Origin of the sequence: uncultured Azonexus sp. (assembly GCF_937982035.1) — a bacterium.
GTDB lineage: Bacteria > Pseudomonadota > Gammaproteobacteria > Burkholderiales > Rhodocyclaceae > Azonexus.
Map to the genome: position 1 here is coordinate 49,749 of NZ_CALJNI010000005.1, position 23,330 is coordinate 73,078.

The following is a 23,330-nucleotide window of genomic DNA, read 5'->3' on the forward strand; positions in this document are numbered from 1 at the left end:
GGAATTTTCATGCAAGGACTCAACAAACCTTACTGGCTGCTGCTGGCCTGCGGACTCATGGCCCTGTCGCTGAACAAGGCCTGGGCGGAAAAAGTGCCCGAAACGGTCAACAGTCAGTGGGTACAGGATTTACGCGACGGCAAGATCAAACTCGAAGGGGATCATGCGGCAGTCGATACCTTGATCCTCGGGCGCAACATTCCCATCCCCTACGATTACATCGCCACGCTGATGCGCACACCAAATGCCTTCGGCCAGGGACCGGCCTGCATCGTCTGTCACTCGTCCGCAAACCCCGAACACAGCTACCGCGGACTCGATCTCTCGAGTTGCGAGGGAATACGGACCGGCTCGCAGGAATCGCCGGCCCGTCCCATCTTCCAGCCCGGAGAAAAAGGCGCCAAACACATTCTCGGCAGACGCATGCGCAACAACCGCATGCCGCTCGGCGTACACTTCTCCGTGGGTGGCAACGAACAGTCATTTGCCACGGTACGCAAATGGATAGAACGCGGCGCACCGAACGACAAGGATTTCAAGAACAATGTCCTGCCGTTGTTCGCCAGGGACGGCGCATTCGCACCGGACACACCGGCCTGTACCAGTTGCCATATGTCCAATCAGGAACCGCCGAGCTTTCATGAACTGGACCTGAGCAGCCACAGCGGCATCATGCTGGGCGCCGACTCGGTGGCCAAGGGCGTCAATAACGCCACCAAGGTGGTCATCCCGGGCAAACCCGATCAAAGCAGCCTGTTCCAGCACCTGGTTGAAGACCGCATGCCCCCGGGAATATCGCCGACCGAAGATCGCGATCATCCGAATACGCGGATTCTGCTCCGCTGGATCGAGCAAGGCGCCCGCTGCAATTGACCGATCGGCAACGCCGGACCCTGCTGAACGGCTTGCTGGCGCTTGGCCTGGGGGCGATCGCTCCGTTTGCCACAGGAGACAGCCGGCGCGCCCCCGCGCTCCCAATCTTGGGACGCTGGCCCAGCGAGGATCGCCGCCTGGCTCCGGCAAGCGTGATCGGCAATGGTGTCATGTTTGCCGGCGAGTCCCGGCTCGGACTGCTTGACCTGTCCCGGGAAAGCGTGACCTGGAACATTCGCCACCACCTTCCGGGCGGTGCAAGATTCCGGCCGCGCACCGCAGCTGAAATCGTCATTTGCGGAGGCCAATCCGAAATCGCCGCCTGGCGTCCGGGGGAAACGCAGGCGTTGTGGCGTTACCGTGCCCGTGACCAGATTGGCGCGCCGTGTTTGAACGGGGAAAGCGTCTGTTTTGGCGACGGGCACCGGCTTCTTGTCCTGGATGCCGAGAGCGGGCGACCACGATGGCACTTCGATGCGATTGCCGATACGCGCATCAGCTATGCGCCTGTCGTCGCCGGAGACACGCTTTATGTCGGACCGGGTGACGGTCGCCTTTACGCACTCTCCCTCACCGACGGGCAAGTCCGCTGGCAGGTGAATCGCATCGACGAATGGCAATACCTGCGCCAGCTGCACGTCGACGGCAGCAGCCTGATTGCCGGCAGCTACAAGGAAAAACTGCACGGCCTTGACCTGGCAAACGGTCAGCAGACCTGGGAGTTCAGCGCCGGCAACTTCATCAATTCACACCATGTGGCCGCTGGCCTGGCATTCCTGTGGTCCCCGACCGGATGGATTTTTGCGATTGATACCGCCACCGGGAAAACGCGCTGGCGCCACCGGACAACCGACTATCGCGACAGTCAACGCAACTGGGGGGCATTGATGGCGGAACTGACCAGCGATGCATCAAGCGTGTACGCGCTTGACCTGAACCATGTCCTGCACGTGCTCGCACGTGAAAATGGCCATTCCCGAGGAGACTTCAAGCTCCCCGAGCCGGTTCGTCCCTTTGTGACGCTCATCGATGAAAATCGGCTGCTGTGTGCCAGCAACAGCGGCGACCTGCTGCTGATGTGCATTCCCGGCTGAGACAGTCACACCCCGAAGTACTGTTTTATCTTCTCGCGCAGCAACTCCCGGCAGGCCGCCTCGTCGCACTGGGCCAGGCGGTTGTGCAGGGACCGGGCAATCTCGACGAAACGCTCGACAATCGCCGGATCGAAGTGCCGTCCGGCCCCCTGGGCAATGACATTGATCACTGCCTCAAAACCCTGGGCATCCTTGTAGGGGCGCTTCGAGGAGAGGGCGTCGAAAACGTCCGCCACCGCAAAGATCCGCGCGTTGCGCGGAATCTCCTCGCCGGCAAGCCGCCTCGGGTAACCGCTACCGTCCCATTTCTCGTGATGCCCGGAAACGACATCGGCTGCATCGGACAACCATTCGATGTCGGCAACGATGGCCTCGCCCTGCAGGACATGGGTGCGCATGATCTCCAGTTCATCGTCGTCGAGGCGGCCGGGCTTCAGCAAAATGGCGTCGGGAATGCCAATCTTGCCCACATCGTGAAGGAAGCTGCCGACGATGAGGCCCTGCATTTCCTTTCTTGGCAGCCCCATGTGCTCACCGACGCGGGCAGCAAGCCATGCCACCCGGTAGTTATGCGCACCGGTATCCGAATCCCGCCGGGCAATCGCCCGGCCCAGGGCCTCGGTGATCGAGATGTGTGATTCAAGGATTTCCCGTGCCTGGCGCAGATTGTCGCGGGCCAGGTGAATGACCACCGGATAGATGGCCAGACCGCAAAGCAGTGCCGAACCGCCGACGATCAAGGCCAGGATCAGTGCGTCGCGCAGCATTTTTTCGCGCTGCCATTGGGGTATCACGCGCACGCCCTCGAAATAGGCCAGGATCTCCGGTTCGCCGGCGGACTTCGTCCTGGAGAATGGCACGAAGACCCGAAGCACCCAGAGATCGTCACCCAGCCCGACACGCTCGTAGGAGGCGCGCTGGTACTCCGGCCTCCCATGCTTGGGCAGCAGCCGCTCGATACGCTCGCCGCTGTCGGTCATGGCCTCGGCCAGTTTCATCCCCGAGCGATCATAGATTTCGGCGATATCGAACAGGCCGCCGGTGGCATTCCGGGCCGAGAGCGCCGCGCTGCTCGACAAGGATTCAGGCGCTGCGTCGAACGCCATGTGCGACATGATCCGCTGCGACTCCTCCATCGCCAGGGCAACAACCTCGCTCTCGGCCTGTTCACGAGACAGGTACCAGATCAGCGGCGTGGTGATGATGGCCAAGCTCAGGCTGATCCCGGCAATGCGCCAGGCCGCCTGACGTTTGAAATATCCCAGCGCCATCTCCACCTCCCCCGATCATGATCGGCAGACCCTCACGGCTCCGCCATTTTTTGCGAGGGAGCGATGGTAGCGCGCAGCAGATTAACGCAAGCTGAAGGAAGTTCTGCCCGGCAGTGCGCCGCGGTTCAGTGGGTGAACCACCCCACCACCGGGACCACCGCCACGCCGGCGCCGATCAGCAGGCTCTGGCGGACGAAACTCTCGCGCTGCTTGTGCAGTAGCGGAAAGATGTCGGCCAGCGCGACATAGATGAAGCTGGAGGCGGCGATCACCAGCACGTAGGGGAGGACGAAATCGGCCGCCGACAGGGCAAAGAAACCGAGCGCACCGCCGAGCAGCGAACTCAGGCTGGAGCCGGCATTGGCGATGAAGGCCTTGGTGTTGCTCCAACCGGCATTGCGCAGCAGCACGAAATCGCCCATTTCCTGCGGCACTTCGTGGGCGATGATGGCGACCGTCGTGGTCACGCCGAGCATCGGGTCGGCAATGAAGGCGGCGGCGATCAGCACGCCGTCGACGAAATTGTGGAAAGCGTCGCCGATCAGGATCAATGGCGGCGCCGTCACCGTCGCGTGGTGGCCGTCGTGCGACGCGCAATCGCCGTGCGAGTGGCGCCACAGCGCCAGGCGTTCAAGCGCAAAGAAGCTGAACAGCGTGCCCAGCATCAGCGCGAACAAGGTGGCGAACGGGCCACCGTGGTTGTGCCCGGCATGCGCATCCTCCTCGGCGGCGATGGCAGCGTGGTCGTCCGGACCATGGTCGTGGCCGGCGTGGATGTCCACCGGCGGCAACGAGTTGAAGGCTTCCGGCAGGATGTGCAGGAAGGCCGACGACAGCATCACCCCGGCGGAAAACGCCACCAGGATCGCCGTCGACTGCCGGGACAGGCGGAACACCACCGTCGCCGCCGCGGCCATGCTGATCAAACCGCCGGCCAGGCAGGCCAGCAGGATCATGCTCAGGGTACTCATCGTTTCTTTCCTTGATTCACTTGATAGGGTTCAACCCGCTCGGCAGCGATACGGTAGGCGTAGACGCCCATGCCGCTGTCGCCGCCCTGCAGGCTGAGGGTGCCGCTGACCCAGAAGGTTTCCATGGTCCGCATGCCCTTCACCGGCTTGGCCGGGACGACATGGATGACCTGATTCGACGGCGGCGGCGGCACATGCACGCAGGCACCGAAATACGGCACCAGCAGGAACTCGATGACATCGTCGCCTTTCCGCTCGAGCGGCACGACGAAGCCGGGAATACGGATGCGCTGGCCATTCAGCGCGGGCTCGACCGGCGCCTTGTCCCATTCCTTGCGGACGCTGGCGAGCAGGTCGATGGCCTTGGGATCGTTGTCCTGCAGCTTGTTGAGATCGATGCCCTTGAACGCCGCCATCGGGTCCCAACCCTTGGGCATCAGATCGTCCCACATGATTTCCTTGAATCCCTTGGCCGCGCCCTTGCCAGCCGGCAGCCGGTCACCGACGCGGTAATCGCTGGCCGAGGCCAGCATGGGCACGAGCAGCGCAAACAACAGCAGGCAACGCTTCAGCATTCTTGTTCCTTCATGAACGGGGAATCAGTCCGTCGGCCAGCGACAGACGATAGGCACGCCAGGCCGGCAGCACACCGACGGCCAGGCCGCAGACCAGCACGGCGCCGAGAAGTTTCATTTCGCCCACGCTCACCGCCAGCGGCAGGGCCGCCAGACCGAAAGCGGCCAGCAGATCGCCGCCGACGGCAGCGAACAGGCTGACTGCGGCCAGCCCGAGCAGGCAGCCGAGCAGGCTGACCAGGCCGCTTTCGAGCAGCAACAAGCCAAGAATGTGCCGTCGTCCGGCGCCGATGGACCGCAGGATGGCCATTTCGCGGCGCCGCTGGTCGAGGCCGGCGAGCATGGTCGCCATCAGGCCGGCCAGACCGACCGCCAGCACCAGCCAGGAAACCGCCTGCAAGGCCCGCTCGACGACACCGACGGTCTGCCACAACTGGTCGAGGGCAACGCCGGGCATCACGGCAAGCAGTGGCTCGTCGGCGAACTGGTTGATCCGGCGCTGGATGCGGAAGACTTCGGCACGTTGGTGCAGGCCGACCAGGAAGGCGGTGATCGATTTCGGCGTCAGGTCGAATTTCTGCACCACCTCGGCACCGATGTTGAAGCCGGGCACCGGCGCGCCGCCGATCCAGTCGAGGTGGATGGCCTCGATGGCAGCCAGGCCGACATGCACGGTGCGGTCGACCGGCGTACCGGTCGGCGCCAGGATGCCGACCACGGTGAACGGTTTGTCGTCGTGCTCCATGCCGGGCAGGCCGCCGTCGCCGTGGCTCAGGGTGATCCGGTCGCCGACGCGGTAACCGAGACGCTGGGCGACTTCGGCGCCGAGCACCGCCTCGAAGATGCCGGCAAAGACGACGCCGTCGGCCAGGCGTAAAGGCTGACGGTCGCCATAGTGGAAATGGATGAAATAATCGGCCGTGGTGCCGAGCACCGGATAACCGCGATGCGAATCGCCGAGCGACAACGGCACGCTCCAGGCAATGGCCGGATCGGCAGCAATTTTCTGGTAGCTTGCCCAGTCGAGGTTGTTGGTCGCTTCGCCGAGGCGGAAGACCGAATACAGCACCAGCTGGACTGGGCTGGTGCGGGCGCCGACGATCAGGTCGCTGCCCGAGACCGATTGCGCGAAACTGTCGCGCGCCGCCTCGCGGATACGTTCCACCGACAGCAGCAGGGTCGCCGCCAGCATCACGGCGAGCAGGGTCAGCCCCAGGCTGAGCCGGCGATTCCAGGCGCTGGCCAGGGCCAGCCGCAGCAAGGCGCTCATGCCGGCAACTCCCCGGTCAGGGCAAAACTGGCATCGAAATGTGCCGCCAGCCGCTGGTCGTGGCTGACGAAAACGACGGTGCTGGCCGCCGCCTTCGCTTCCGCCAGCAAAAGGTCGATGAAGGCATCCTGGCGGGCGGCATCGAGGGCCGAGGTCGGCTCGTCGGCGATGACGATTTCCGGCCGGCCGATCAGCGCCCGGGCGGCGGCAACGCGCTGTTGCTGGCCGACCGACAGTTCGGCGGCCGGGGCGCCATGCACGGACGCGGCCAGGTCGAGCGCGGCGAGCAGGCGGCGCGCCTCGGCCACCGGGTCACCGGCGCGTTGCGCGCGGCGGCGCGAAAAGCGGCAGGGCAGCAGGACGTTCTCCAGCGCCGACAACCAGGGCAGGAGATTGAATTGCTGGAAGATGAAACCGAGGTGATCGGCGCGGAAGGCGTCGCGGCGCGCCGCCGACAAGTCGCCGAGCACCTGCCCGAGCACTTCGATGCGCCCGCGTTCGGGCAGCAGCACACCGCCGAGCAGATTCAGCAGCGTGCTTTTGCCGGCGCCGCTGGGACCGTGCAGGAACAGGCTTTTGCCGGCGTCGACCTGCAATCCGCGCAGGCAGACCGCCGGCGCCGCATCGGGACGCCAGCGAAACAGCAGATCATCGATGCGGATCGCCGCCGGCGTCATGTTTACCAGGCGAATACCGGGTTCTTGGCGTCCAGCTTGCCACCCTTCTGGCCCTTGGGACCGGCGAAGCTGACATTGAGCGAACGCACGCGCGGGAATTCCGCCGATACCGTGGCCTTGAGGTCGGCCAGCGCGGCCGGCTGGGCACAGCGATAAACGTAGCGAACTTCGACATCGCCGTGGCCGTGATGGCCCTTGGCGCCTTCGAGCAAGGGCGCATCGATCTTCTGTTCGCTCGGCACGCACTGGGCGGCCGCCGTCGGCGTGAACAGTTTGGCCGGTGTCTTCAGTTTTTCCAGCGCGGCCTGCACCGTCAGTTGCTCGCGGGCGTTTCTCGGCGCCCGTTCGAAACCGACCAGGTCGTGTTGCGGCACTTCGAGCAGCAGGGTCAACTGGTCGCCTTCGACGACGATGCCGAGCTGACCGACGCCGTGACTGTGAGCGTGGTCCTTGTGGGCCAGTGCCAGGGCCGGCAGCAGGGCGACCAGGATCAGGGGCAGCTTTTTCATCGGGTTCTCCTTCAAGACAAAATCAGACGGCGGACGGGTTGCGCAGGCGCTCGCCGCGCTTGAGCTTTTCGAACAACTGCGGGTCGCGCCAGGCCTGGGTGATGGCCTCGGAAAAGACGATGCGTTCGAGCTCGATCAAGCCCATGCGCGGGTTGTCGGCGTCCTCGCGGAAGCACTGGGCGTAGCCGGTCTCGGTCTCGTGCACGATGACCGAGTGCAGGCGCACGTCCTGCTCGCCGTTGACGGTGTCAGTCAGACTCAACAGCGTATCGACCAGACGGAAGAACAGGCGTGAGAACTGCTCGGCGCTGGGCGACACCGGCAGGCTGATCCAGCGCTCGGAAAAGCGCTTGCAGGCGGCCACGTAGTCGGCATCGTCGCCGTCCCAGATGGCGACGGCGTGGTCGAAGGCGTCGATCAGGTCGCGCGGGCCGCCTTTGAGCAGGCCGAAGTCGTAGAGCATCTGGCCATTGTCGAAGGCGTGCGCTTCGAGGATCAGCTCGACCTTGTACGAATGGCCGTGAATCGAATGCGAGCAGCGGCGCGTGCTGCAGCCGCGCACGATATGGGCGTTCTCGAACTTGAACAGCTTGCGGATCAGCATTGGTCGCGCACTCCACAGAACATCGCGAAGGCCTGCTCGACCAGCGACTGGTCGAGATCGCGAACGATGAAGACGAGCCGGCTCTGGCGGTCGTCGTACGGCGCTTGCGTCGGCCAGTCGTCGAGCCGGGTGTAGGGATAGAGGACGTGCTGGACGCACTGGACGACGCGCGGCTTGTGGTCGCCGACGACGTTGAGCAGGCCCTTGATGCGCAGGATGCGCTCGCCCATGCTCTCCAGCAGGACGCCGACGGCATCGGCGAAGCTCGGCCAGGCGAGCGGCTCGGCGAAGGTCAGGGCGAAGCTGTAGACGTGCGCGTCGTGGCGGTCGACGTCGTGGTGGTGATGGTGGCCGTGGGCCCGGCGGCGCTCATCGCGGACCTTTTCCTCGGCCAGCCAGCCGGCAACGTCGGGCGATTTGGCAGCCGGGTCGTAAAGGCCGCAGGCGAGGATCGCCGACGCCGGGACGGCGCCGCGCTCGACGCGCAACTGCGGTGCCGACGGGTTCATCGTGGTCAGCCGGGCGGCCAGCGATGCCAGTTGCTCCGGCGTCGCCAGGTCGGCCTTGGTCAGCAGCAGCCGGTCGGCCATTGCCACCTGCTTGATCGCCTCGCCGTGCGTCGCCAGCTGGCCCTCGCCGTGGGTCGCGTCGACCGCGGTGACGACGCCGTCGATGCGGTAGCGCTCGGTCAGGAAGAAATCTTCCATCAGGGTGTAGATCACCGGCGACGGGTCGGCCAGGCCGGTGGTTTCGATGACGACGCGGCGGATCGGCTTGATCTCGCGGCGCAGGCAGCGCATGAACAACTCGCTCAGACTGCGCGTCAGGTCGCCGCGCACGGTACAGCAGATGCAGCCGGAGTCGAGCAGGATCACGTCGTCGTCGATTTTCTCGACCAGGTGATGGTCGACGGCGACCGAGCCGAACTCGTTGATGAGCACGGCGGTTTCAGCCATTTCTGGCTGTTGCAGCAGGTGGTTGAGCAGCGTCGTCTTGCCGGCGCCGAGAAAGCCGGTGAGGATGACGACCGGAATGCGCCGGTCGGCGTCGTCGGCCATCATGGGATCAACCGCCGAACTGGCGCCGCTTCAATTCATGGCGCTCCTGGGCTTCCAGGCACAGGCTGGCAGTCGGCCGGGCAAGCAGGCGGGCAATGCCGATCGGTTCGCCGGTATCCTCGCACCAGCCGTAGCTGCCGTCTTCGATGCGCTTGAGCGCCTGGGCAATTTTCTTCAGCAACTTGCGCTCGCGGTCGCGCACGCGCAGTTCCAGCGTGTGCTCTTCCTCGGCGCTGGCCCGATCGTTAGGATCGGGTTCGGCCGCGTTGTCCTGCAGGTGGTGCGTGGTTTCCTCGGCGGCACCGCGCAAGGCGGCCTCTTCGTCGAGCAGGCGCTGGCGGAAGAAGGCCAGTTGCGCCGGCGACATGTAGTCATCGGCGGAAGCGGCGAGAAGTTCTGCCTCGGTCGGCAGCTTGGCGGATCGGCTCATCGATCGTTCCTTGGTCGTCGTGATTTGGTGCAGGAAGGCAGCAATGTTATAACATCGCATATCTACCACCAAGCCGATTCGATGAATACCGAAGTCTGCGATGAGAGCCAGGCACTTGAACGCGCCGCTGCCAGTTGCCGGCAACGCGGCGCCAGCCTGACGGCAATCCGCCGCGAAGTGCTCGCCCTGCTCTATCGAACGCCCAAGGGCATCAAGGCCTACGACCTGCTCGAACAGATGCGGCAGTCGCGCGGCAATGCCTCGCCACCGACCATCTACCGCGCCCTCGATTTTCTGATCGAGCACGGCCTGGCGCACAAGATCGGCCGCATGAACCTGTTCGTCGCCTGCCGCCACGGCAACCATTCGGCACCGAGCCTGTTCCTAGTCTGCCCGAAATGCAATGCGGTGACCGAACTGGAAGACGCCAACGTCGCCACCACGCTCTACGCCAGCCTGGCCGCCACCGGCCACCGCCTGGACAGCCCGGAAGTCGAGATCAGCGCGGTGTGTCCGCAGTGCGCGGGGAATTAGCCTCCAGCACGCGCAACAGCGAACTCGTATCGTCCTTGCCGAAACCCAGCGCCATCAGCGCGTTGAGTTGCTGCGCGACGCTCGCCGTCAGTGCCACCGGCACGCCGCTCTGCCGGGCGGCTTCAAGTACCAGCCCGAAATCCTTGTGATGCAGGCGGGCCTCGATGCCGGCCGAGAAATCGCGGTCGACCATGCGCTGGCCCATGATCTCGAGCACGCGCGAGCCGGCCGAGCCGCCGGCCAGCGCCTGCTTCACCTTGGCCGGATCAACCCCGGCCGCAGCGGACAGATGCATCGCCTCGGCCACCGCCTCGATGGCGGCGACCATGATCATCTGGTTGCAGGCCTTGGCGACCTGGCCGGCGCCGTTGGGGCCGATATGGACGATGCGCTGGCCGAGTTTTTTCAGCAAGGGCCGCACCCGTTCAAGCACCGCCGCGTCGCCGCCAGCCATGATCGCCAGCGTCGCGTCTTTCGCCCCCTGCTCGCCGCCGGAGACCGGTGCGTCGAGCATGTGGATGCCCTTCTCCGCCAGTTGGCCGGCGATACGCCGGGCGACATCCGGGGCGATGGTCGAGCAATCGACCAGCACGCTGCCCGCCGCCATGCCGTGGATCAGGCCGTTGTCACCGAGCGCCACGCCTTCGACGTCGGCGCTCGAGGTGATGACCGTGAACACCACCTCGCACGCGGCACCCAGTTCGGCCGGCGAGGCATGGACCGTCGCCGGCAGGCCGGCGCAGCTTGCCGAGCGGCGCGCCCAGACGTGCAACTCGTGGCCGGCCGCCTGCAGATGCAGGGCCATCGGGCGCCCCATCGCGCCCAGTCCGATGAAACCGACCTTCATGCCTGTCCCGAGAGGCTTTCCAGCAGTTTCAGCACGGCGATCGAATCCTCCTCGCCCAGGCCGGAACCGACCATGGCGTTGAACATCTGCGCGGTCGCCGCCGAACCCGGCAGACACAGCCCGAGTTCATGCGCCGTCTGCATGACGATGTTCAGATCCTTCTCGTGCATCCAGCTCTTGAAGCCCGGCTTGAAATTGCGGTCGAGCATGCGCTGGCCGTGGTTTTCCAGAATCTTCGAGTAGGCGAAGCCGCCGAGCAGCGCCTCGCGCACCTTGCCGCGGTCGACCCCATTCTTCGAGGCAAAGGCCATCGCTTCAGCAACCGCCAGCACGCCCATGCCGGTGACGATCTGGTTGGCCGCCTTGGTCACCTGGCCGGCACCCGAAGCGCCGACATGGACGATGTTCTTGCCCATGCAGGCGAACGCCGGCTGGGCGCGGGCAAAGGCGGCCTCGGAACCGCCAGCCATAATCGACAGCGTCCCGGCAATCGCGCCGACTTCACCGCCGGACACCGGCGCGTCCATGAAATCGACGCCGGCCGCCGCCAGTTCCGCGTGAATAGCCTTGGCTGCCGCCGGCGCGATGGTGCTCATGTCGACGGCGACCAGCCCCGGCACGGCGGCACTGGCGACGCCGCGCATGACTTCGGCGACGTCGGGCGCATCGGCGACCATGGAAATCACCAGCTCCTGGCCGCGCGCCACATCAGCCGGCGACGCAGCGCCGCTGGCACCGGCGTCGAGCAAGGGCTGCATCGATTCGGCACGACGCGCCCAGACGGTGACTTGATGACCACCTTTCAACAGATTCAGCGCCATCGGGCGCCCCATGATGCCCAGGCCGATAAAACCAATCTTCATGTCCCGCTCCTCCATGTTGTCAGGCGGATTCTAGCCGATCGGCCGGCAAGTCGACGGCGGCGAAAATTGCCGGAAGATGTGAATCTTTCAGCGGTCTCAGCCCACTGAAGACGGGGAAATGCCGGCAGAGCGCGACAGCGGCGGACGCGCCACCATTTCGCGGTACCGGGCACGCTTGTTGCAATGAGGAAGCCATGGGCAACTGGAGGGCAATCTGCCGTCGCCATCGCCAGGAGGTAACATGTCGACCAACGCCATCATCAACAAGACTTTCGATTTTTCGCTGCTCTCCGGCATGCACCGCGGGCACGGCAATTCCGCGCCGGCGGCAGGCGGCAACTTCCTGGCCGTCCTGCAGGAGCGGCTGGCCGATTTCAAATCCCAGGCCATGGACAGCCTGCTCAACGGCGGCAGCACCACCAGCGCCATGAACGCCTTGCTGACGAATGCCCCCTTGATGGCCAACGGCCGCAATCCGTCGCTGTTCGATCCGGAATCAGCCTACGCGATGATGACCGCGATCAACCGGAAAGAGGTTGTTTACAAAGCCGAATTCGCAGAAATGACCGCGATGGGAGACTACGTCGCGGCAATGCAGCAGGAAGCCGGCAAACTGGGCACAATCGACCATGGCAGCAGCGCCGACGAAATCCGCAGCCGCCTGCAGGCCTTTACCGAAGCCTACAACGGCTGGATCGACCGCTTCGACGAAGTCCTGGCCAACGGCGGCCTGCTGGCTGGCACACACGCCGCAACCGTGTCGCAGTGGGAACTGGAAAAGAGCATCGAGAACATTTTCAACGGTGCCGGCAGCGGTGTTCGCGGCATGGGCGCACTCGGACTGGAGATCCACCCGGTCACCAACATGGCCAGTCTCGACACCGCCCGCCTGGAACGGGTGCTGGCCAGCAACCCGAACGGTGCGGTGAACGCAATCCGCGAATTCAGCGGCAACTTTGCCCGCTCCGCGGAATTGCTCAATTCAGAGAACAATTTCATTCCCAACCGGATGAACAACCTGAGCCGCGTCATCGACTACATCGACACCAACAAGGCATCGTTGCAAATGGAATTCGGTCTTGGCGACAGCGCCCGCCCAAGCGGCGAAGTCGCGCGGGCACTGGCGGCCTATCAGGCGATGCGCGCTGCCTGAGCGGAAAATCACCAGAACTTCCGGGGCATTTTGCTGACCAATCTACATGCTTCAGACCAAGGAGGTCAGATCATGCACAGACAGCTTTTCAAGGTCGGTGGCCTGAACGACATCCACCGCATGCAGATGCTCACCAGCGCAATTCAGGACTTGCCCAGTGTCACGCATATCGACATTTCGCTGGAAAGCAGCGAGGTCGATGTCGAGCACGGCAATTTCGTCAGTCCGGAGGAGATTCTCCAGGCGATCGTCGATGCGGGGTTCGATGCGGAGTACACGGCGCACTGAAGCGCCGCCTCATCCCCCGCAGGAACCACCGCTGGATTTGACGCCAAGCTTCTTCAGCAGCTTCTCCGGCGGACAGAAGCCGGTGAAGCCGCTCTGGAACAGGTTGAAGCCAACGAAGGCGGTGAAGGCCAGGAACCATTCGGAGACGAAGACCGGACTGCCCTGCCAGCCGAGCGCCAGCGAAAGCATGACGAAGAAGCCGGCCATGATGCGGATGATGCGTTCGATGGTCATGATGCTTGATGCTCCTTGCGGAAGGCTGCGTAGTAGAGAACGGGAATGACGACCAGGGTCAGCAGCGTGGACACCAGGATGCCGAAGATCAGCGCCAGCGCCAGGCCGTTGAAGATCGGGTCGTCGAGGATGAACATGGCGCCGAGCATGGCGGCCAATGCGGTCAGCGCAATCGGCTTGGCGCGCACCGCCGCCGACTGGATCACCGCGTCGTGGAAATCCATGCCGGCGGCGACCTGCTGCTTGATGAAATCAACGAGCAGGATGGAGTTGCGGACGATGATGCCGGCCAGCGCGATCATGCCGATCATCGAGGTCGCTGTGAATTGCGCGCCGAACAAGGCATGTCCGGGCATGACGCCGATGATGGTCAGCGGAATCGGCGCCATGATGATCAGCGGCACCAGATAGCTCCCGAAGTGAGCGACCACTAGCAGATAAATCAATATCAGGCCGACCGCGTAGGCCAGCCCCATGTCGCGGAAGGTCTCGTAGGTGACCTGCCACTCGCCGTCCCATTTGACGCTGTAACCGGCGTAGGGATCGGTCGGCTGGCGGATGAACCATTCGCCGAGCGTGCCGCCTTCCTTCAGCGCCATGCCGTTGATTTTCGAGCGGATGTCGAACATGCCGTAGAGCGGCGAATCGAGCTGGCCGCCCATGTCGCCGACGACGTAGACGACCGGCAGCAGGTCCTTGTGATAGATCGTCTTCTCGCGCACCGTGTCGCGCACTTCGACCAGTTCCGAGACAGGTACCAGTTGGCCGTCGCGGGAACGGACCCGCAACTTGAGCAGCGTATCGAGCGCCGACTTCTGCGCTGACGGCAGCGTGATCCGCACCGGCACGGCGAACTTGGATTCGGCATTGCGCACCGGTGTCACGTCCATGCCGGCCAGCCCCATGCCGACGACTTCGACGATGTCGCGCTGCGCCACGCCCAGTTGCGCGGCCTTGGCCTGCAGCACGTGCAGGACGAACTTGCGCGCATCGGCGTCGATGTAGTCGTCGATGGCAACGATGTCGGGCGTTTCACTGAAGGCCTGGCGCACCTGCTTGCCGACGGCGATCTGGCCGGCGTAGTCGGGACCGTAGATCTCGGCGACGATGGGCGACATCACCGGCGGCCCCGGCGGCACTTCGACGACCTTGGCGACGCCGCCGTTACGCTGACCGACGGCTTCGACCGCCGCCCGCACGCCGGCGGCGATTTCATGACTTTTGCGCGAACGCTTGGCCTTGTCGACCAGATTGACCTGGATGTCGCCCTTCTCCGGCGCTGCCCGCAGGTAATACTGGCGGACCAGGCCGTTGAAGTTGATCGGGCTGGCGGTACCGGCATAGGCCTGGTAGTTCGTCACTTCCTCGACTTTGGCCAGCTCGGCACCGATTTCCTGCAGCACCCGCGCCGTTTCTTCGACCGGGGTACCGGCCGGCATGTCGACGATGATCTGGAACTCGCTCTTGTTGTCGAAGGGCAGCATCTTCAGCACCACGAGCTGAAAGTACGCCAGCGACACCGAACCGAGGATCAGCACGACGACGGCGACGGCCAGCTTGATGCGCGCGGCACCGCCCGTCAGCGGATCGAGGAAGGGCGTCAGCAGCTTGCGGAAGGTGCTGTCGAGCCTGGCATCCAGCTTCGACGCCGGCGCCGCGCCATGTGCGCCGCCATGCGACTTCATCAGCCGCACCGCCAGCCACGGCGTGACGACGAAGGCGATGGCCAGCGACAGCGCCATGCCCATCGACGAGTTGATCGGGATCGGGCTCATGTACGGCCCCATCAGCCCGGACACGAAGGCCATCGGCAAGAGCGCGGCGATGACGGTCAGCGTCGCCAGGATGGTCGGCCCGCCGACCTCGTCGACGGCGCCGGGGATGATTTCGAGCAGCGTCTTTTCCGGATGCAGGCCCTGCCAGCGGTGGATGTTCTCGACGACGACAATCGCGTCGTCGACCAGGATGCCGATCGAGAAGATCAGCGCGAACAGCGACACCCTGTTGAGCGTGAAGCCCCAGGCCCAGGAGGCGAACAGCGTCGCCGCCAGGGTCAGCGTGACGGCGATGCCGACGATCAGCGCCTCGCGCTTGCCCAGCGCAAAGAAAACCAGCAATACAACGAAAGCGGTGGCGAAGACCAGCTTGCCGATCAGCTTCTGTGCCTTTTCGGTCGCCGTCTCGCCGTAGTTGCGCGTCACCGTGACCTCGACGCCGTCGGGAATGACGACATTCTTCAGGCTGTCGATGCGGGCGATGGCGGCATTGGCGACATCGGCGGCATTGACCCCGGGCTGCTTGGAAATCTGGATGGTGACCGCCGGGAACTCGCCGGCCTTGGTGCCGAACCAGGCGTAGCGCTGCGGCTGGTCGGGGCCGTCCTCGACCGTGGCGACGTCGCTGAGGTAGATCGGCTTGCGCTCACGAACTGCAACGACCAAGCGCTTTACATCCGCCGCCGACTCCAGATACGTGCCGGTCTGCACGAGAACTTCGCGATTGCCGGCAACCAGGCTGCCGGAAGTCTGCAAGGCGTTGGATACGGTCAGCGCACCGGCAATGTCCTGCGGCGTGACGCCGAAAGCGTTCATCCGCTCGGCGTCGAGCAGCACGCGCACGGCATGATCGGGACCGCCGAGCGTCGAGATGTCGCGCGTACCCCGGATCCGCTTGAGTTCGATCTCGACCGCACGCGCCACCTGCTGCAGTTCGTAGGCCGAACGTGCCGGATCGGCGGTGTGGAAGGTCAGCGCAACGATGGGCACGTCGTCGATGCCGCGCGGCTTGATCACCGGCTCGGACACGCCGAGATTGGCCGGCAGCCAGTCGCGATGCGCCATCACCGTGTCGTGCAGGCGTAGCACCGCGTCGTTGTACTTGACGCCGACTTCGAACTGCACGGTGATCACCGCCATGCCGGGGCGTGACATCGAATACACATGCTCGACGCCATGCATGCGCGACAGCACCTGCTCGCCCGGCGTCGCCACGAGATTCTCGACATCCTTGGCCGAAGCGCCCGGCCAGGCGACCAGCACGTCGGCCATGGTCACGTCGATCTGCGGCTCTTCCTCGCGCGGCGTGACCAGGGTCGCGAAAACGCCCATCAGGAAGGCGACCAGCGCGAGCAGCGGGGTGATCCGCGAATCCTGGAAGGCGGCGGCAATACGCCCGGAAATGCCGAGCGAGGTCTTTTCGGCGGCCATGGCCTACTTGCCCGACTGAACTTGAATGGCCGCCTTGACCGGATCGGTGACCACCTTGTCACCTGCAGCCAGCCCGGCCAGCACCTCGATCTCGCCCTGACCGACGGCTTCGCCGAGGCGCAACTGGCGCAGGACGAGACGTTGATCGGCGGTCTGCACATAGACGGCGGCAACTTCGCCGCGGCGCAGTATCGCGCCGGCCGGCACGGTCAGCTTGTCGGCGCGGCCGGTAACGAAATGGACCCGGGCGAACATGCCGGGAACGGCTTCCGCCAGTGCCGGCAGACTGACACGCACCTGCGCGACATGGGTCGCCGCATCGACCGTGGGCAAGACCTGAATGGCAGTCGCATCGACCCATTTGCCGAGTTCCGGGAAGTCGACACGGGCGCTGGTCACACCACGCATGGCCGGCAGACGATGCTGGGGCACGCTGGCGGTGACGCGCAGGCCGCCCGGCTGGTAAATGGTGAACAATGGCATTCCCGGCATCGCCATGTCGCCGGCTTCGGCATGCCGGCGAGCGACGATGCCGGTCATCGGGGCGACGATGCTCGCGTGACTCTGGCTGGCGCCCGCGGCACTGCGATTGGCCGCCGCCGCATCGAAATCGGCCTTGGCCTTGTCGAGCGCCGCCTGACTGACGAATTTCTGTTCTTTCAACTGCTTGTGGCGTTCGTAATTCAATTTCGCCACGGTGTATTGTGCTTCTGCCGCCCGGGCGGCTTCACTAGCTTCGCGGGCGTCGATACGCATCAGCAAGTCGCCCTTGCTGACCCGCTGACCGGCGTCGGCGCGTACCTCGGTGACGCGGCCGGCGACCTGGGCCCCGACCGTCGCCTGCATGACTGCCTCAACGACCGATTCGGCGGGAAAAGTCAGGTCGACCGGATGCGGCTTGACGACGACAACCGGCAAGGCATCGGCCGCATGCATGGCGGGCGACACCAGTCCGAGGGCAAGAACCAGTACGGGCAGGATAGGCTTCATGAATATAAGCATACGCTAATTCACAAAACCACCGCAAGTCAGTTTTCAGACCCGGATCATGGCGCCTGCCAGACGTTTCGACAGCGCGTTTCGCGGATACGCCAGCTGGCGGCAGCACCCAGCGCGGCACACAAGGTCACTGCCAAGACGCCGTTCTGCCAGGTGGCGACATCGTAGACGCGGGCACCGGCGACCATTTCGCCATGCCAGCCGAGATCCATGATCCAGCCGACGACCGGCTGCATGATCGCGGCACAGAGGAAACCGCCCATGTTGGCAACGCTGGTCGACATCCCCGACAGCAACGGCGGATTGACCTCCTTGGCGCACGCCCAGGTCAGGCTGAACCCGGCGGTCGACAAACCGAGCAGGGCAAAAAGCAGGTACGACAGGCTGAGCGGCATCGCCACGCAGGACAGCAGGATCAGCCAGATCGCCACGTAAACATGCGAGACGGCGATCATCACCGGCTTGCGCCGCCCAAGACGGTCGGACAGACCGCCGATGAACAGGCAACCGACGGCAAAACCGCCAAACCACAAGGACAGGTGATTGGCAGCGGTCGCGCGCGCCATGCCGTGCACCTGCATCAGGTAAGGCGTCGCCCACAGCCCGGCAAAGGTGAAGAAAGCGCCGGACATGCCGGTATTGACCAGCGCCGCCGGCCAGGTGGCACGGTTGCGGATCACCGCCAGCAGGCTGGAAAGCACCACCGTCCGGTCGAAACGCGGCCGCGATGCTTCGCCCGAAGCGGTCGGCGCATCGCGAACGATCAGCCAGCACAGGGCCCCAAGCACCAGAGAGACGGCGCCGACGCCGATGAATACCCCGCGCCAGCCGGTCGCCTGGGCCATCGCCGACAGGGGTGCCCCGGCCAGCACCGAACCGAGATTGCCGACCAGCATGCAGATGCCGACGATGGTTGCAAAACGGTTCTCCTCGAACCACACGGCCACCAGCTTGAGCATGGCGATGAAGGTGACCGAAACACCGAGCCCGACCAGGGTTCTGCCGGCCAATGCGAATTCGAGCGACGGCGCGAAGCCGAACAGCAGACTACCGACACCACCGACCAACGCCCCCAGCGCCAGTATCCGGCGCGGCCCCAGGGTATCGGCCAGAATCCCCGTGGGGATCTGCATCACCGTGTAGATGTAGAAATAGGTCGCGGCGAGCACGCCGAGCGAGGCCGCCGAGGTCTGGAAGGCGGCAGCCAGATCCTGGGCGATACCGGCCGGCGCAAAGCGCTGGAAAAAGGAAAGGATGTACGCCAGCGCGACAACGGCCAGCGCCAGCCAGCGCCGCCGACGCTGTTCGGGAGTCAACGGCCCCATGACAGTCTCCGGGTGATTGTTATATCAGGCGCCTCTGCGGGCGCCTTCCTGCTACCGCCTGACAGTTCTTACTTGAACGACAGGACCCACTTGGCCAGTGCCAGTGCCTCGGCATCGGTGACGGCATTGGGCGGCATCGGCACCTTGCCCCACTCGTCCTTGCTGCCGTTCTTGATCTTGGCAGCCAGGGCTGCCTCCGCCCCCTTCTCGCCGGCGCGCTTGGCGGCGATTTCCTGGTAGCCCGGACCGACGATCTTCTTGGCCATACCATGACAGGTGGTGCAGTTCTTGGCCTTGGCCAGCTCCTCCGATGCCATGGTCGGCGCGGCAATCATCAGGCCCAGGACGACAGGGATCAATTTTTTCATGTGTGTTTCCTCCGTTTGTAAAAATTCTGGTGCATCGTCACCAGTCTAACCCGAGACCCGGTCAAACAGACAAGTGCCCGGGGATCAAACCAGCCACGCCCGCAGGCGAACGGCCAGCGCCGTCCAGTCAACCGGCTTGGACAGATGACGGAGGCCCAGCCTTGAAGCAGCGTCGAAAAATGCCGCGTCCTCGCGCCCGCTCAACAACACGATTGGCAGTTCCGGCTCGCACCGCCGGATAGTCTCGGCAAGGCGCAAGCCGTCAATACCCGGCATTTCGACGTCAAGCACGACGATGTCGAAACTGCCGCCGGTGCCGTAAGCCGCCAGTGCCGCCTCGCCATCCGGAACATAGCGCAAGGCGAACCCCGGCGCGGAGAGGACAACGCCGAACATCAGCCCCATGGTCGGATCGTCGTCCGCCGCCAGTACCCGACATACACGTTCGCTCATGACGTCGCCCTCTTTTCCAACATCTCGTCCAGGGCCATGCGCACTGCCTCTTGTTCGGCCACGAATCCGGGGTGCAAGGCAATGACTTCTTCCTGCTTGCCTTCCTGGCACAAGGCCTCGATTTCCCGACACAAGCCGGCAAAACGCAGCGCCCCGACGTTGTAGCTGCTCGATTTCATCGCGTGACAGGCTCGTGCCATGGCCGCCGCATCACCGGCAGACAGGGCGGATTCATAGTCGCTCCACAAACTTTCCATGCCCCGCAGATAAGCCTCGACCAGTTGGCGGATCAAGGCGCCGGCCCCATTCGGCGCCAGGGTACGCAATTGTTCGAAAACCCCCGGATCGAGTGCCTGACTCCCCGGCATGGCGGGCACCGACGTCGGCGCTGGCGTCGGCGTTGTCGCCACCAGCTTGCGACGTTCGCGGGGCAGCCAGCGCTCGAGCACGGCGAGCATTTCCTCGCCCCGATAAGGTTTGGCCAGGTAGTCGTCCATCCCGGCCGCCAGGCAACGTGCCCGGTCATCGCGCATGGCATTGGCTGTCAGCGCCACCACCGGCAGACGCGGCAGATCGCCCTGCGCTTCCCGGCGCCGCAGCTCTGCGCAGGCCGAGAAACCATCGACCACCGGCATCTGGCAATCCATCAGGACCAGATCGAAAGACTCGCGGGCCAGCAGATCGATGGCCTGCTGACCGTCGTTGACCACGACCACCTGCAGGCCCAGGTGTTCGAGGTGGGTACGCGCGACAATCTGGTTGCTTTCATTGTCCTCCGCCAGCAGCACCCGACCGCGCAGGACCGGCGTTGCCACATCCGTGTCGGTCGGCACATCAACCCGGCGCGCCGTCACTCCGCCCCCGGCATCCGGCAAATCGTCCGGCACCAGCCTTTCGACAGTGGGGAGGCAGAGCTTCACGGTAAAGCACGAACCCACGCCGGGCATGCTGTCCACGAAAATTTCTCCCCCCATCATGTCAACCAGCCGCCGGCAGATGGCCAGACCAAGGCCGGTACCGCCAAAGCGCCGGCTGGTCGAGCCGTCGGCCTGGGCAAAGTGTTCGAAAATCCGCTCCCGCGCTTCCGGCGGGATGCCGACGCCGGTATCCCGGACCCGCAACGCCATGCACTGGCAACCGGCCTCGGATGGCAGCAGCGCCAGACTGAGCACGATCTCTCCCCGATCGGTAAATTTCACCGCGTTGTTGAGCAGATTGGCAACCACCTGACGCAAACGCAGTGCATCGCCGCGCACATGCAATGCCTGGCCGGCCGGGACTTCGATCAGCAACGTCAGGCCCTTTTTGTGCGCCGGCTGAGAAAACAGTTCGACCGCCTCGTTGAGCAAGCGGACAAGATCGAAATCCTCTTCCTCCAGTTCGAAGTACCCGGATTCGATCTTGGAAAAATCGAGCACGTCGTTGATGATTGCCAGCAAGTGCCGCCCGGAGCGATCGACCGCCTCGACGAACTGCCGCTGGGTCGGCGTCAGCCCTGTATTCAGGAGCAGTTCTGTCATGCCCAGAACCCCGTTCATCGGGGTCCGGATTTCATGGCTCATGGTCGCCAGGAATTCACTCTTGGCCAGACTCCCCGCTTCGGCGATCTCTTTGGCCTGCCGCAACTCCCGGGTCCGCTGCTCGACGATCTGCTCAAGGTTACCGAGATGCGAAGCCAGCCAGTGATCACGCTCGCGTATCTGCTCGACCATCTGGTTGAAACCTGCGCTCAGGCGCTCGAACTCGGCGATATCCGAATGTGCCGCCCGCGTTTCGAGGTGTCCGAGCGAAATCTCGGCCATGTTTTCGTTCAGCAGGTCCAGCGGACGCATGGCACGCTCGACCTGCCGGCGCTGCAGTCGCAGGATGACCCACAGGGCCAGCGCAAATTCGATCAGGATCAACAGGGCATAACCCAGCATTTCCCGATGCAGGCGCCCCAGATCGAAACTGACCAGCATCCAGCCGCTGCCGGCAACCTTGCCGCGAACCAGAAAGTCGACGTAGCCGGGCTGCAGACGATAACCTTCTTCAAAAACCGGCGGCTTCCAGCCCGATACCGCGTAGCTGTCAGGGCGCAGATATTCGAAATAAATGCTTTGATCGTCTCGGTACAGGGTCAGCGAACGCAGATCGGGCAATGAATACAACATTTTCCTGAACACGGACACCCGTACCGGATCCTCGACCAGCACGCCCTTGCTCAGCATCTCTTCGAGCAGCGCGGTCCGCGCCCGACCTTCGTCGATCCGGTCCCGCAAATCCATACCGCCGGCGGTCAGCAGGATGATGGCCGAAAGAATAAGGAAAGCCGGCAGCAACACCTGCAGATTGACGCGGGCCAGATGCCGACCCAGCGGTGCCGGCTCGAACTGTTTCGTCACGACTGCCCCGGCAACTCACAACCCGCTTCCCGCCAGGCTGCATCGGCACTTTTCCACGCCTCCGAGAAGGCAGCCGCAAGATCGGCGCGCAGCTCGACGGGAATATCCACATCCTCGCCGGCAATTCGCTGCAGCAGCAACTTTTCCAGGCGCTCGGCCAGCGCGGAAAGCCGCATCGCACCGACATTCGCCGCCGCACTCCGGATCGCATGCACACACCGACGCTCGGCTTGATCGTTGCCATGTACATCAAGCCAGGCATTTTCCCATCCTGAAAAATGATGAACAAAAAAGCCGACCGCCTGCCACCACAACTCGGGACGATCCAGCATGCGCGCTACGGCGTCCCTCACATCGAAGCCTTCCAGTTCCTGAGGTATCAGCATCATGGACTTAGCACCGCCAGCCGTTTAAGAGAGGATCATTTTCCCTCGCCGGCAAAAAACTTGGTTGAAAAAAGGTAAAACCCCCGAACGCCGGGGCTTGCCTCCTCTCGTCCATTGAACAACGGCCTGCGCACTTCCTTTTACAATGCATTACAATCATTTCCATCGAGCATCTTTACCCCTCCCATGAATCAGACCGCACTGATCGTAGAAGATGACCCCGGCACCCGCCATGTTGTCAGCGCCACCCTTGGTACAGTGGGGATCGGCAGCATTTTCGCCGAAAATGGCGCCGCCATGTGGCAACAGCTCGATCAAAACCCCGACGTGGTGATCCTCGACCTGAGCCTCCCCGACGCGGACGGACTCGAACTCCTCAGGCAGCTGCGCCAGCACTCCGAGATACCGGTTCTGATTCATTCGACGCGCTCCGACGAAATCGAGCGCATCATCGGTATCGAGATCGGCGCTGACGACTTCCTGCCCAAGCCTTGCAACATGCGCGAACTGCTCGCCCGTACCCGTGCGCTGCTCCGACGCAGCCAGCTACGTAGTCAGACGGCGGTTTCGCGGGCAGATTTCAAGCGTATGCGTTTCGGGCACTGGACGCTGGACACCGCTGCCCGGGAACTGCTGAACGGCAACGGCGAACCCGTATCGATCGGCGTTTCCGGTTTTTCCCTGCTGATGGCATTTCTTGAGCACCCGTTCGAACCCCTGTCCCGGGAATGCCTCTCCCGCGTCCTCAAACGCGAGTACATCCCTTACGACCGGATCATCGACGTCCATGTCAGTCAAATCCGGCGCATTCTGGGCAAACAGGCCGACGGCAGCAGCTTCATCAAGACCTTGCGCTCGCAAGGCTATGTGTTTGTCTCCCAGGTCGATCTAACCTGACACCCTGAATAAAAAACCCCCGGGAAACTTATCCCCGGGGGTTTTATTTCCAACGCGGGGA

The 23,330-nt window shown here is 64.0% G+C and carries 25 protein-coding genes; 6 read left to right on the forward strand and 19 right to left on the reverse strand.

Annotation, left to right across the window (positions count from 1 at the left end; translation table 11 throughout):
* Positions 1-9: 9 nt before the first annotated feature.
* Complete coding sequence (locus Q0799_RS05060) at positions 10-873, forward strand: hypothetical protein (RefSeq protein ID WP_298395167.1); 864 nt, start codon at positions 10-12, stop codon at positions 871-873.
* Complete coding sequence (locus Q0799_RS05065; protein ID WP_298395170.1) at positions 870-1,967, forward strand: PQQ-binding-like beta-propeller repeat protein; 1,098 nt, start codon at positions 870-872, stop codon at positions 1,965-1,967. The genes Q0799_RS05060 and Q0799_RS05065 overlap by 4 nt, the downstream gene beginning before the upstream one ends.
* Before the next feature lie 5 nt (positions 1,968-1,972).
* Here the strand turns inward: Q0799_RS05065 and Q0799_RS05070 are convergent, their stop codons facing one another.
* The 9 genes from Q0799_RS05070 to dksA form a co-directional block, all read right to left on the reverse strand.
* The gene (locus tag Q0799_RS05070) at positions 1,973-3,238 is read right to left on the reverse strand and encodes an HD-GYP domain-containing protein (protein WP_298395172.1); all 1,266 of its coding nucleotides are present in this window, start codon (positions 3,236-3,238) and stop codon (positions 1,973-1,975) included.
* 125 nt (positions 3,239-3,363) lie between these two features.
* On the reverse strand, positions 3,364-4,209 hold the full coding sequence (locus tag Q0799_RS05075) for a ZIP family metal transporter (RefSeq protein ID WP_298395174.1): 846 nt from the start codon (positions 4,207-4,209) through the stop codon (positions 3,364-3,366).
* Positions 4,206-4,784 carry a DUF3299 domain-containing protein gene (locus Q0799_RS05080; RefSeq protein WP_298395177.1) on the reverse strand — a complete coding sequence of 193 codons (579 nt, stop codon included), beginning with the start codon at positions 4,782-4,784 and terminating at the stop codon, positions 4,206-4,208. The genes Q0799_RS05075 and Q0799_RS05080 overlap by 4 nt, the downstream gene beginning before the upstream one ends.
* A gap of 10 nt (positions 4,785-4,794) precedes the next feature.
* On the reverse strand, positions 4,795-6,054 hold the full coding sequence (locus Q0799_RS05085; RefSeq protein ID WP_298395180.1) for an ABC transporter permease: 1,260 nt from the start codon (positions 6,052-6,054) through the stop codon (positions 4,795-4,797).
* The gene (locus tag Q0799_RS05090; RefSeq protein WP_298395182.1) at positions 6,051-6,731 is read right to left on the reverse strand and encodes an ATP-binding cassette domain-containing protein; all 681 of its coding nucleotides are present in this window, start codon (positions 6,729-6,731) and stop codon (positions 6,051-6,053) included. The genes Q0799_RS05085 and Q0799_RS05090 overlap by 4 nt, the downstream gene beginning before the upstream one ends.
* A 2-nt stretch (positions 6,732-6,733) precedes the next feature.
* Positions 6,734-7,240, reverse strand: coding sequence for a DUF2796 domain-containing protein (locus Q0799_RS05095; RefSeq protein WP_298395185.1), 507 nt, complete (start codon positions 7,238-7,240; stop codon positions 6,734-6,736).
* A gap of 22 nt (positions 7,241-7,262) precedes the next feature.
* Entirely contained in the window at positions 7,263-7,844 is a 582-nt protein-coding gene (locus Q0799_RS05100; protein ID WP_298395188.1) for a 6-carboxytetrahydropterin synthase, read from the reverse strand.
* A complete protein-coding gene (locus Q0799_RS05105; protein ID WP_298395191.1) occupies positions 7,838-8,905 on the reverse strand; it encodes a GTP-binding protein in 1,068 nt (355 codons plus the stop codon). The genes Q0799_RS05100 and Q0799_RS05105 overlap by 7 nt, the downstream gene beginning before the upstream one ends.
* A 4-nt stretch (positions 8,906-8,909) precedes the next feature.
* Entirely contained in the window at positions 8,910-9,332 is a 423-nt protein-coding gene (gene dksA, locus Q0799_RS05110; RefSeq protein WP_298395194.1) for an RNA polymerase-binding protein DksA, read from the reverse strand.
* Positions 9,333-9,413: 81 nt separating this feature from the next.
* Between dksA and Q0799_RS05115 the strand changes: the two genes are divergently transcribed.
* Positions 9,414-9,866 (forward strand): transcriptional repressor, encoded by a 453-nt coding sequence (locus tag Q0799_RS05115; RefSeq protein WP_298395197.1) that lies wholly within the window; start codon positions 9,414-9,416, stop codon positions 9,864-9,866.
* On the opposite strand, the gene Q0799_RS05120 is transcribed toward Q0799_RS05115, so the two are convergent.
* Together Q0799_RS05120 and Q0799_RS05125 are read right to left on the reverse strand one after the other, a co-directional pair.
* Positions 9,832-10,713, reverse strand: coding sequence for an NAD(P)-dependent oxidoreductase (locus tag Q0799_RS05120; protein ID WP_298395200.1), 882 nt, complete (start codon positions 10,711-10,713; stop codon positions 9,832-9,834). The two genes, Q0799_RS05115 and Q0799_RS05120, sit on opposite strands and share 35 nt — an antisense overlap.
* Positions 10,710-11,576, reverse strand: coding sequence for an NAD(P)-dependent oxidoreductase (locus Q0799_RS05125; protein WP_298395203.1), 867 nt, complete (start codon positions 11,574-11,576; stop codon positions 10,710-10,712). The genes Q0799_RS05120 and Q0799_RS05125 overlap by 4 nt, the downstream gene beginning before the upstream one ends.
* A gap of 241 nt (positions 11,577-11,817) precedes the next feature.
* Here Q0799_RS05125 and Q0799_RS05130 point away from each other — a divergent pair, with 241 nt between their 5' ends.
* Both Q0799_RS05130 and Q0799_RS05135 read left to right on the forward strand, forming a co-directional pair.
* Entirely contained in the window at positions 11,818-12,729 is a 912-nt protein-coding gene (locus Q0799_RS05130; RefSeq protein WP_298395206.1) for a hypothetical protein, read from the forward strand.
* Between the two features lie 72 nt (positions 12,730-12,801).
* The gene (locus Q0799_RS05135; protein WP_298395209.1) at positions 12,802-13,017 is read left to right on the forward strand and encodes a heavy metal-associated domain-containing protein; all 216 of its coding nucleotides are present in this window, start codon (positions 12,802-12,804) and stop codon (positions 13,015-13,017) included.
* A gap of 9 nt (positions 13,018-13,026) precedes the next feature.
* Here the strand turns inward: Q0799_RS05135 and Q0799_RS05140 are convergent, their stop codons facing one another.
* The 8 genes from Q0799_RS05140 to Q0799_RS05175 form a co-directional block, all read right to left on the reverse strand.
* Positions 13,027-13,251 carry a DUF2892 domain-containing protein gene (locus tag Q0799_RS05140; protein ID WP_076094577.1) on the reverse strand — a complete coding sequence of 75 codons (225 nt, stop codon included), beginning with the start codon at positions 13,249-13,251 and terminating at the stop codon, positions 13,027-13,029.
* The gene (locus Q0799_RS05145) at positions 13,248-16,457 is read right to left on the reverse strand and encodes an efflux RND transporter permease subunit (RefSeq protein WP_298395219.1); all 3,210 of its coding nucleotides are present in this window, start codon (positions 16,455-16,457) and stop codon (positions 13,248-13,250) included. Before Q0799_RS05145 ends, Q0799_RS05140 begins: the two co-directional genes overlap by 4 nt.
* Before the next feature lie 3 nt (positions 16,458-16,460).
* Positions 16,461-17,447 carry an efflux RND transporter periplasmic adaptor subunit gene (locus Q0799_RS05150; RefSeq protein ID WP_298395222.1) on the reverse strand — a complete coding sequence of 329 codons (987 nt, stop codon included), beginning with the start codon at positions 17,445-17,447 and terminating at the stop codon, positions 16,461-16,463.
* Between the two features lie 56 nt (positions 17,448-17,503).
* Positions 17,504-18,781: an MFS transporter gene (locus Q0799_RS05155; protein WP_298395225.1), complete on the reverse strand. Its 1,278-nt coding sequence runs from the start codon at positions 18,779-18,781 to the stop codon at positions 17,504-17,506.
* Positions 18,782-18,849: 68 nt separating this feature from the next.
* The gene (locus tag Q0799_RS05160; protein WP_298395229.1) at positions 18,850-19,149 is read right to left on the reverse strand and encodes a c-type cytochrome; all 300 of its coding nucleotides are present in this window, start codon (positions 19,147-19,149) and stop codon (positions 18,850-18,852) included.
* Between the two features lie 84 nt (positions 19,150-19,233).
* Complete coding sequence (locus tag Q0799_RS05165) at positions 19,234-19,602, reverse strand: response regulator (RefSeq protein ID WP_298395232.1); 369 nt, start codon at positions 19,600-19,602, stop codon at positions 19,234-19,236.
* Complete coding sequence (locus Q0799_RS05170) at positions 19,599-21,986, reverse strand: ATP-binding protein (RefSeq protein WP_298395235.1); 2,388 nt, start codon at positions 21,984-21,986, stop codon at positions 19,599-19,601. Before Q0799_RS05170 ends, Q0799_RS05165 begins: the two co-directional genes overlap by 4 nt.
* A complete protein-coding gene (locus Q0799_RS05175; RefSeq protein WP_298395237.1) occupies positions 21,983-22,375 on the reverse strand; it encodes an Hpt domain-containing protein in 393 nt (130 codons plus the stop codon). Before Q0799_RS05175 ends, Q0799_RS05170 begins: the two co-directional genes overlap by 4 nt.
* Positions 22,376-22,558: 183 nt before the next feature.
* Here Q0799_RS05175 and Q0799_RS05180 point away from each other — a divergent pair, with 183 nt between their 5' ends.
* On the forward strand, positions 22,559-23,269 hold the full coding sequence (locus Q0799_RS05180) for a response regulator transcription factor (protein ID WP_298395240.1): 711 nt from the start codon (positions 22,559-22,561) through the stop codon (positions 23,267-23,269).
* The last annotated feature ends 61 nt before the right edge of the window (positions 23,270-23,330 follow it).

What these genes read in the sequence shown, in the direction of transcription:
- Q0799_RS05180 (WP_298395240.1), top strand. Translation starts at nt 22,559, where the DNA reads ATGAATCAGACCGCACTGATCGTAGAAGATGACCCCGGCACCCGCCAT.
- Q0799_RS05150 (WP_298395222.1), bottom strand. Translation starts at nt 17,447, where the DNA reads ATGAAGCCTATCCTGCCCGTACTGGTTCTTGCCCTCGGACTGGTGTCG.
- Q0799_RS05165 (WP_298395232.1), bottom strand. Translation starts at nt 19,602, where the DNA reads ATGAGCGAACGTGTATGTCGGGTACTGGCGGCGGACGACGATCCGACC.
- Q0799_RS05160 (WP_298395229.1), bottom strand. Translation starts at nt 19,149, where the DNA reads ATGAAAAAATTGATCCCTGTCGTCCTGGGCCTGATGATTGCCGCGCCG.
- dksA (WP_298395194.1), bottom strand. Translation starts at nt 9,332, where the DNA reads ATGAGCCGATCCGCCAAGCTGCCGACCGAGGCAGAACTTCTCGCCGCT.
- Q0799_RS05105 (WP_298395191.1), bottom strand. Translation starts at nt 8,905, where the DNA reads ATGATGGCCGACGACGCCGACCGGCGCATTCCGGTCGTCATCCTCACC.
- Q0799_RS05175 (WP_298395237.1), bottom strand. Translation starts at nt 22,375, where the DNA reads ATGATGCTGATACCTCAGGAACTGGAAGGCTTCGATGTGAGGGACGCC.
- Q0799_RS05060 (WP_298395167.1), top strand. Translation starts at nt 10, where the DNA reads ATGCAAGGACTCAACAAACCTTACTGGCTGCTGCTGGCCTGCGGACTC.
- Q0799_RS05085 (WP_298395180.1), bottom strand. Translation starts at nt 6,054, where the DNA reads ATGAGCGCCTTGCTGCGGCTGGCCCTGGCCAGCGCCTGGAATCGCCGG.
- Q0799_RS05155 (WP_298395225.1), bottom strand. Translation starts at nt 18,781, where the DNA reads ATGGGGCCGTTGACTCCCGAACAGCGTCGGCGGCGCTGGCTGGCGCTG.
- Q0799_RS05100 (WP_298395188.1), bottom strand. Translation starts at nt 7,844, where the DNA reads ATGCTGATCCGCAAGCTGTTCAAGTTCGAGAACGCCCATATCGTGCGC.
- Q0799_RS05070 (WP_298395172.1), bottom strand. Translation starts at nt 3,238, where the DNA reads ATGGCGCTGGGATATTTCAAACGTCAGGCGGCCTGGCGCATTGCCGGG.
- Q0799_RS05095 (WP_298395185.1), bottom strand. Translation starts at nt 7,240, where the DNA reads ATGAAAAAGCTGCCCCTGATCCTGGTCGCCCTGCTGCCGGCCCTGGCA.
- Q0799_RS05145 (WP_298395219.1), bottom strand. Translation starts at nt 16,457, where the DNA reads ATGGCCGCCGAAAAGACCTCGCTCGGCATTTCCGGGCGTATTGCCGCC.
- Q0799_RS05115 (WP_298395197.1), top strand. Translation starts at nt 9,414, where the DNA reads ATGAATACCGAAGTCTGCGATGAGAGCCAGGCACTTGAACGCGCCGCT.
- Q0799_RS05090 (WP_298395182.1), bottom strand. Translation starts at nt 6,731, where the DNA reads ATGACGCCGGCGGCGATCCGCATCGATGATCTGCTGTTTCGCTGGCGT.
- Q0799_RS05130 (WP_298395206.1), top strand. Translation starts at nt 11,818, where the DNA reads ATGTCGACCAACGCCATCATCAACAAGACTTTCGATTTTTCGCTGCTC.
- Q0799_RS05135 (WP_298395209.1), top strand. Translation starts at nt 12,802, where the DNA reads ATGCACAGACAGCTTTTCAAGGTCGGTGGCCTGAACGACATCCACCGC.
- Q0799_RS05125 (WP_298395203.1), bottom strand. Translation starts at nt 11,576, where the DNA reads ATGAAGATTGGTTTTATCGGCCTGGGCATCATGGGGCGCCCGATGGCG.
- Q0799_RS05080 (WP_298395177.1), bottom strand. Translation starts at nt 4,784, where the DNA reads ATGCTGAAGCGTTGCCTGCTGTTGTTTGCGCTGCTCGTGCCCATGCTG.
- Q0799_RS05120 (WP_298395200.1), bottom strand. Translation starts at nt 10,713, where the DNA reads ATGAAGGTCGGTTTCATCGGACTGGGCGCGATGGGGCGCCCGATGGCC.
- Q0799_RS05075 (WP_298395174.1), bottom strand. Translation starts at nt 4,209, where the DNA reads ATGAGTACCCTGAGCATGATCCTGCTGGCCTGCCTGGCCGGCGGTTTG.
- Q0799_RS05140 (WP_076094577.1), bottom strand. Translation starts at nt 13,251, where the DNA reads ATGACCATCGAACGCATCATCCGCATCATGGCCGGCTTCTTCGTCATG.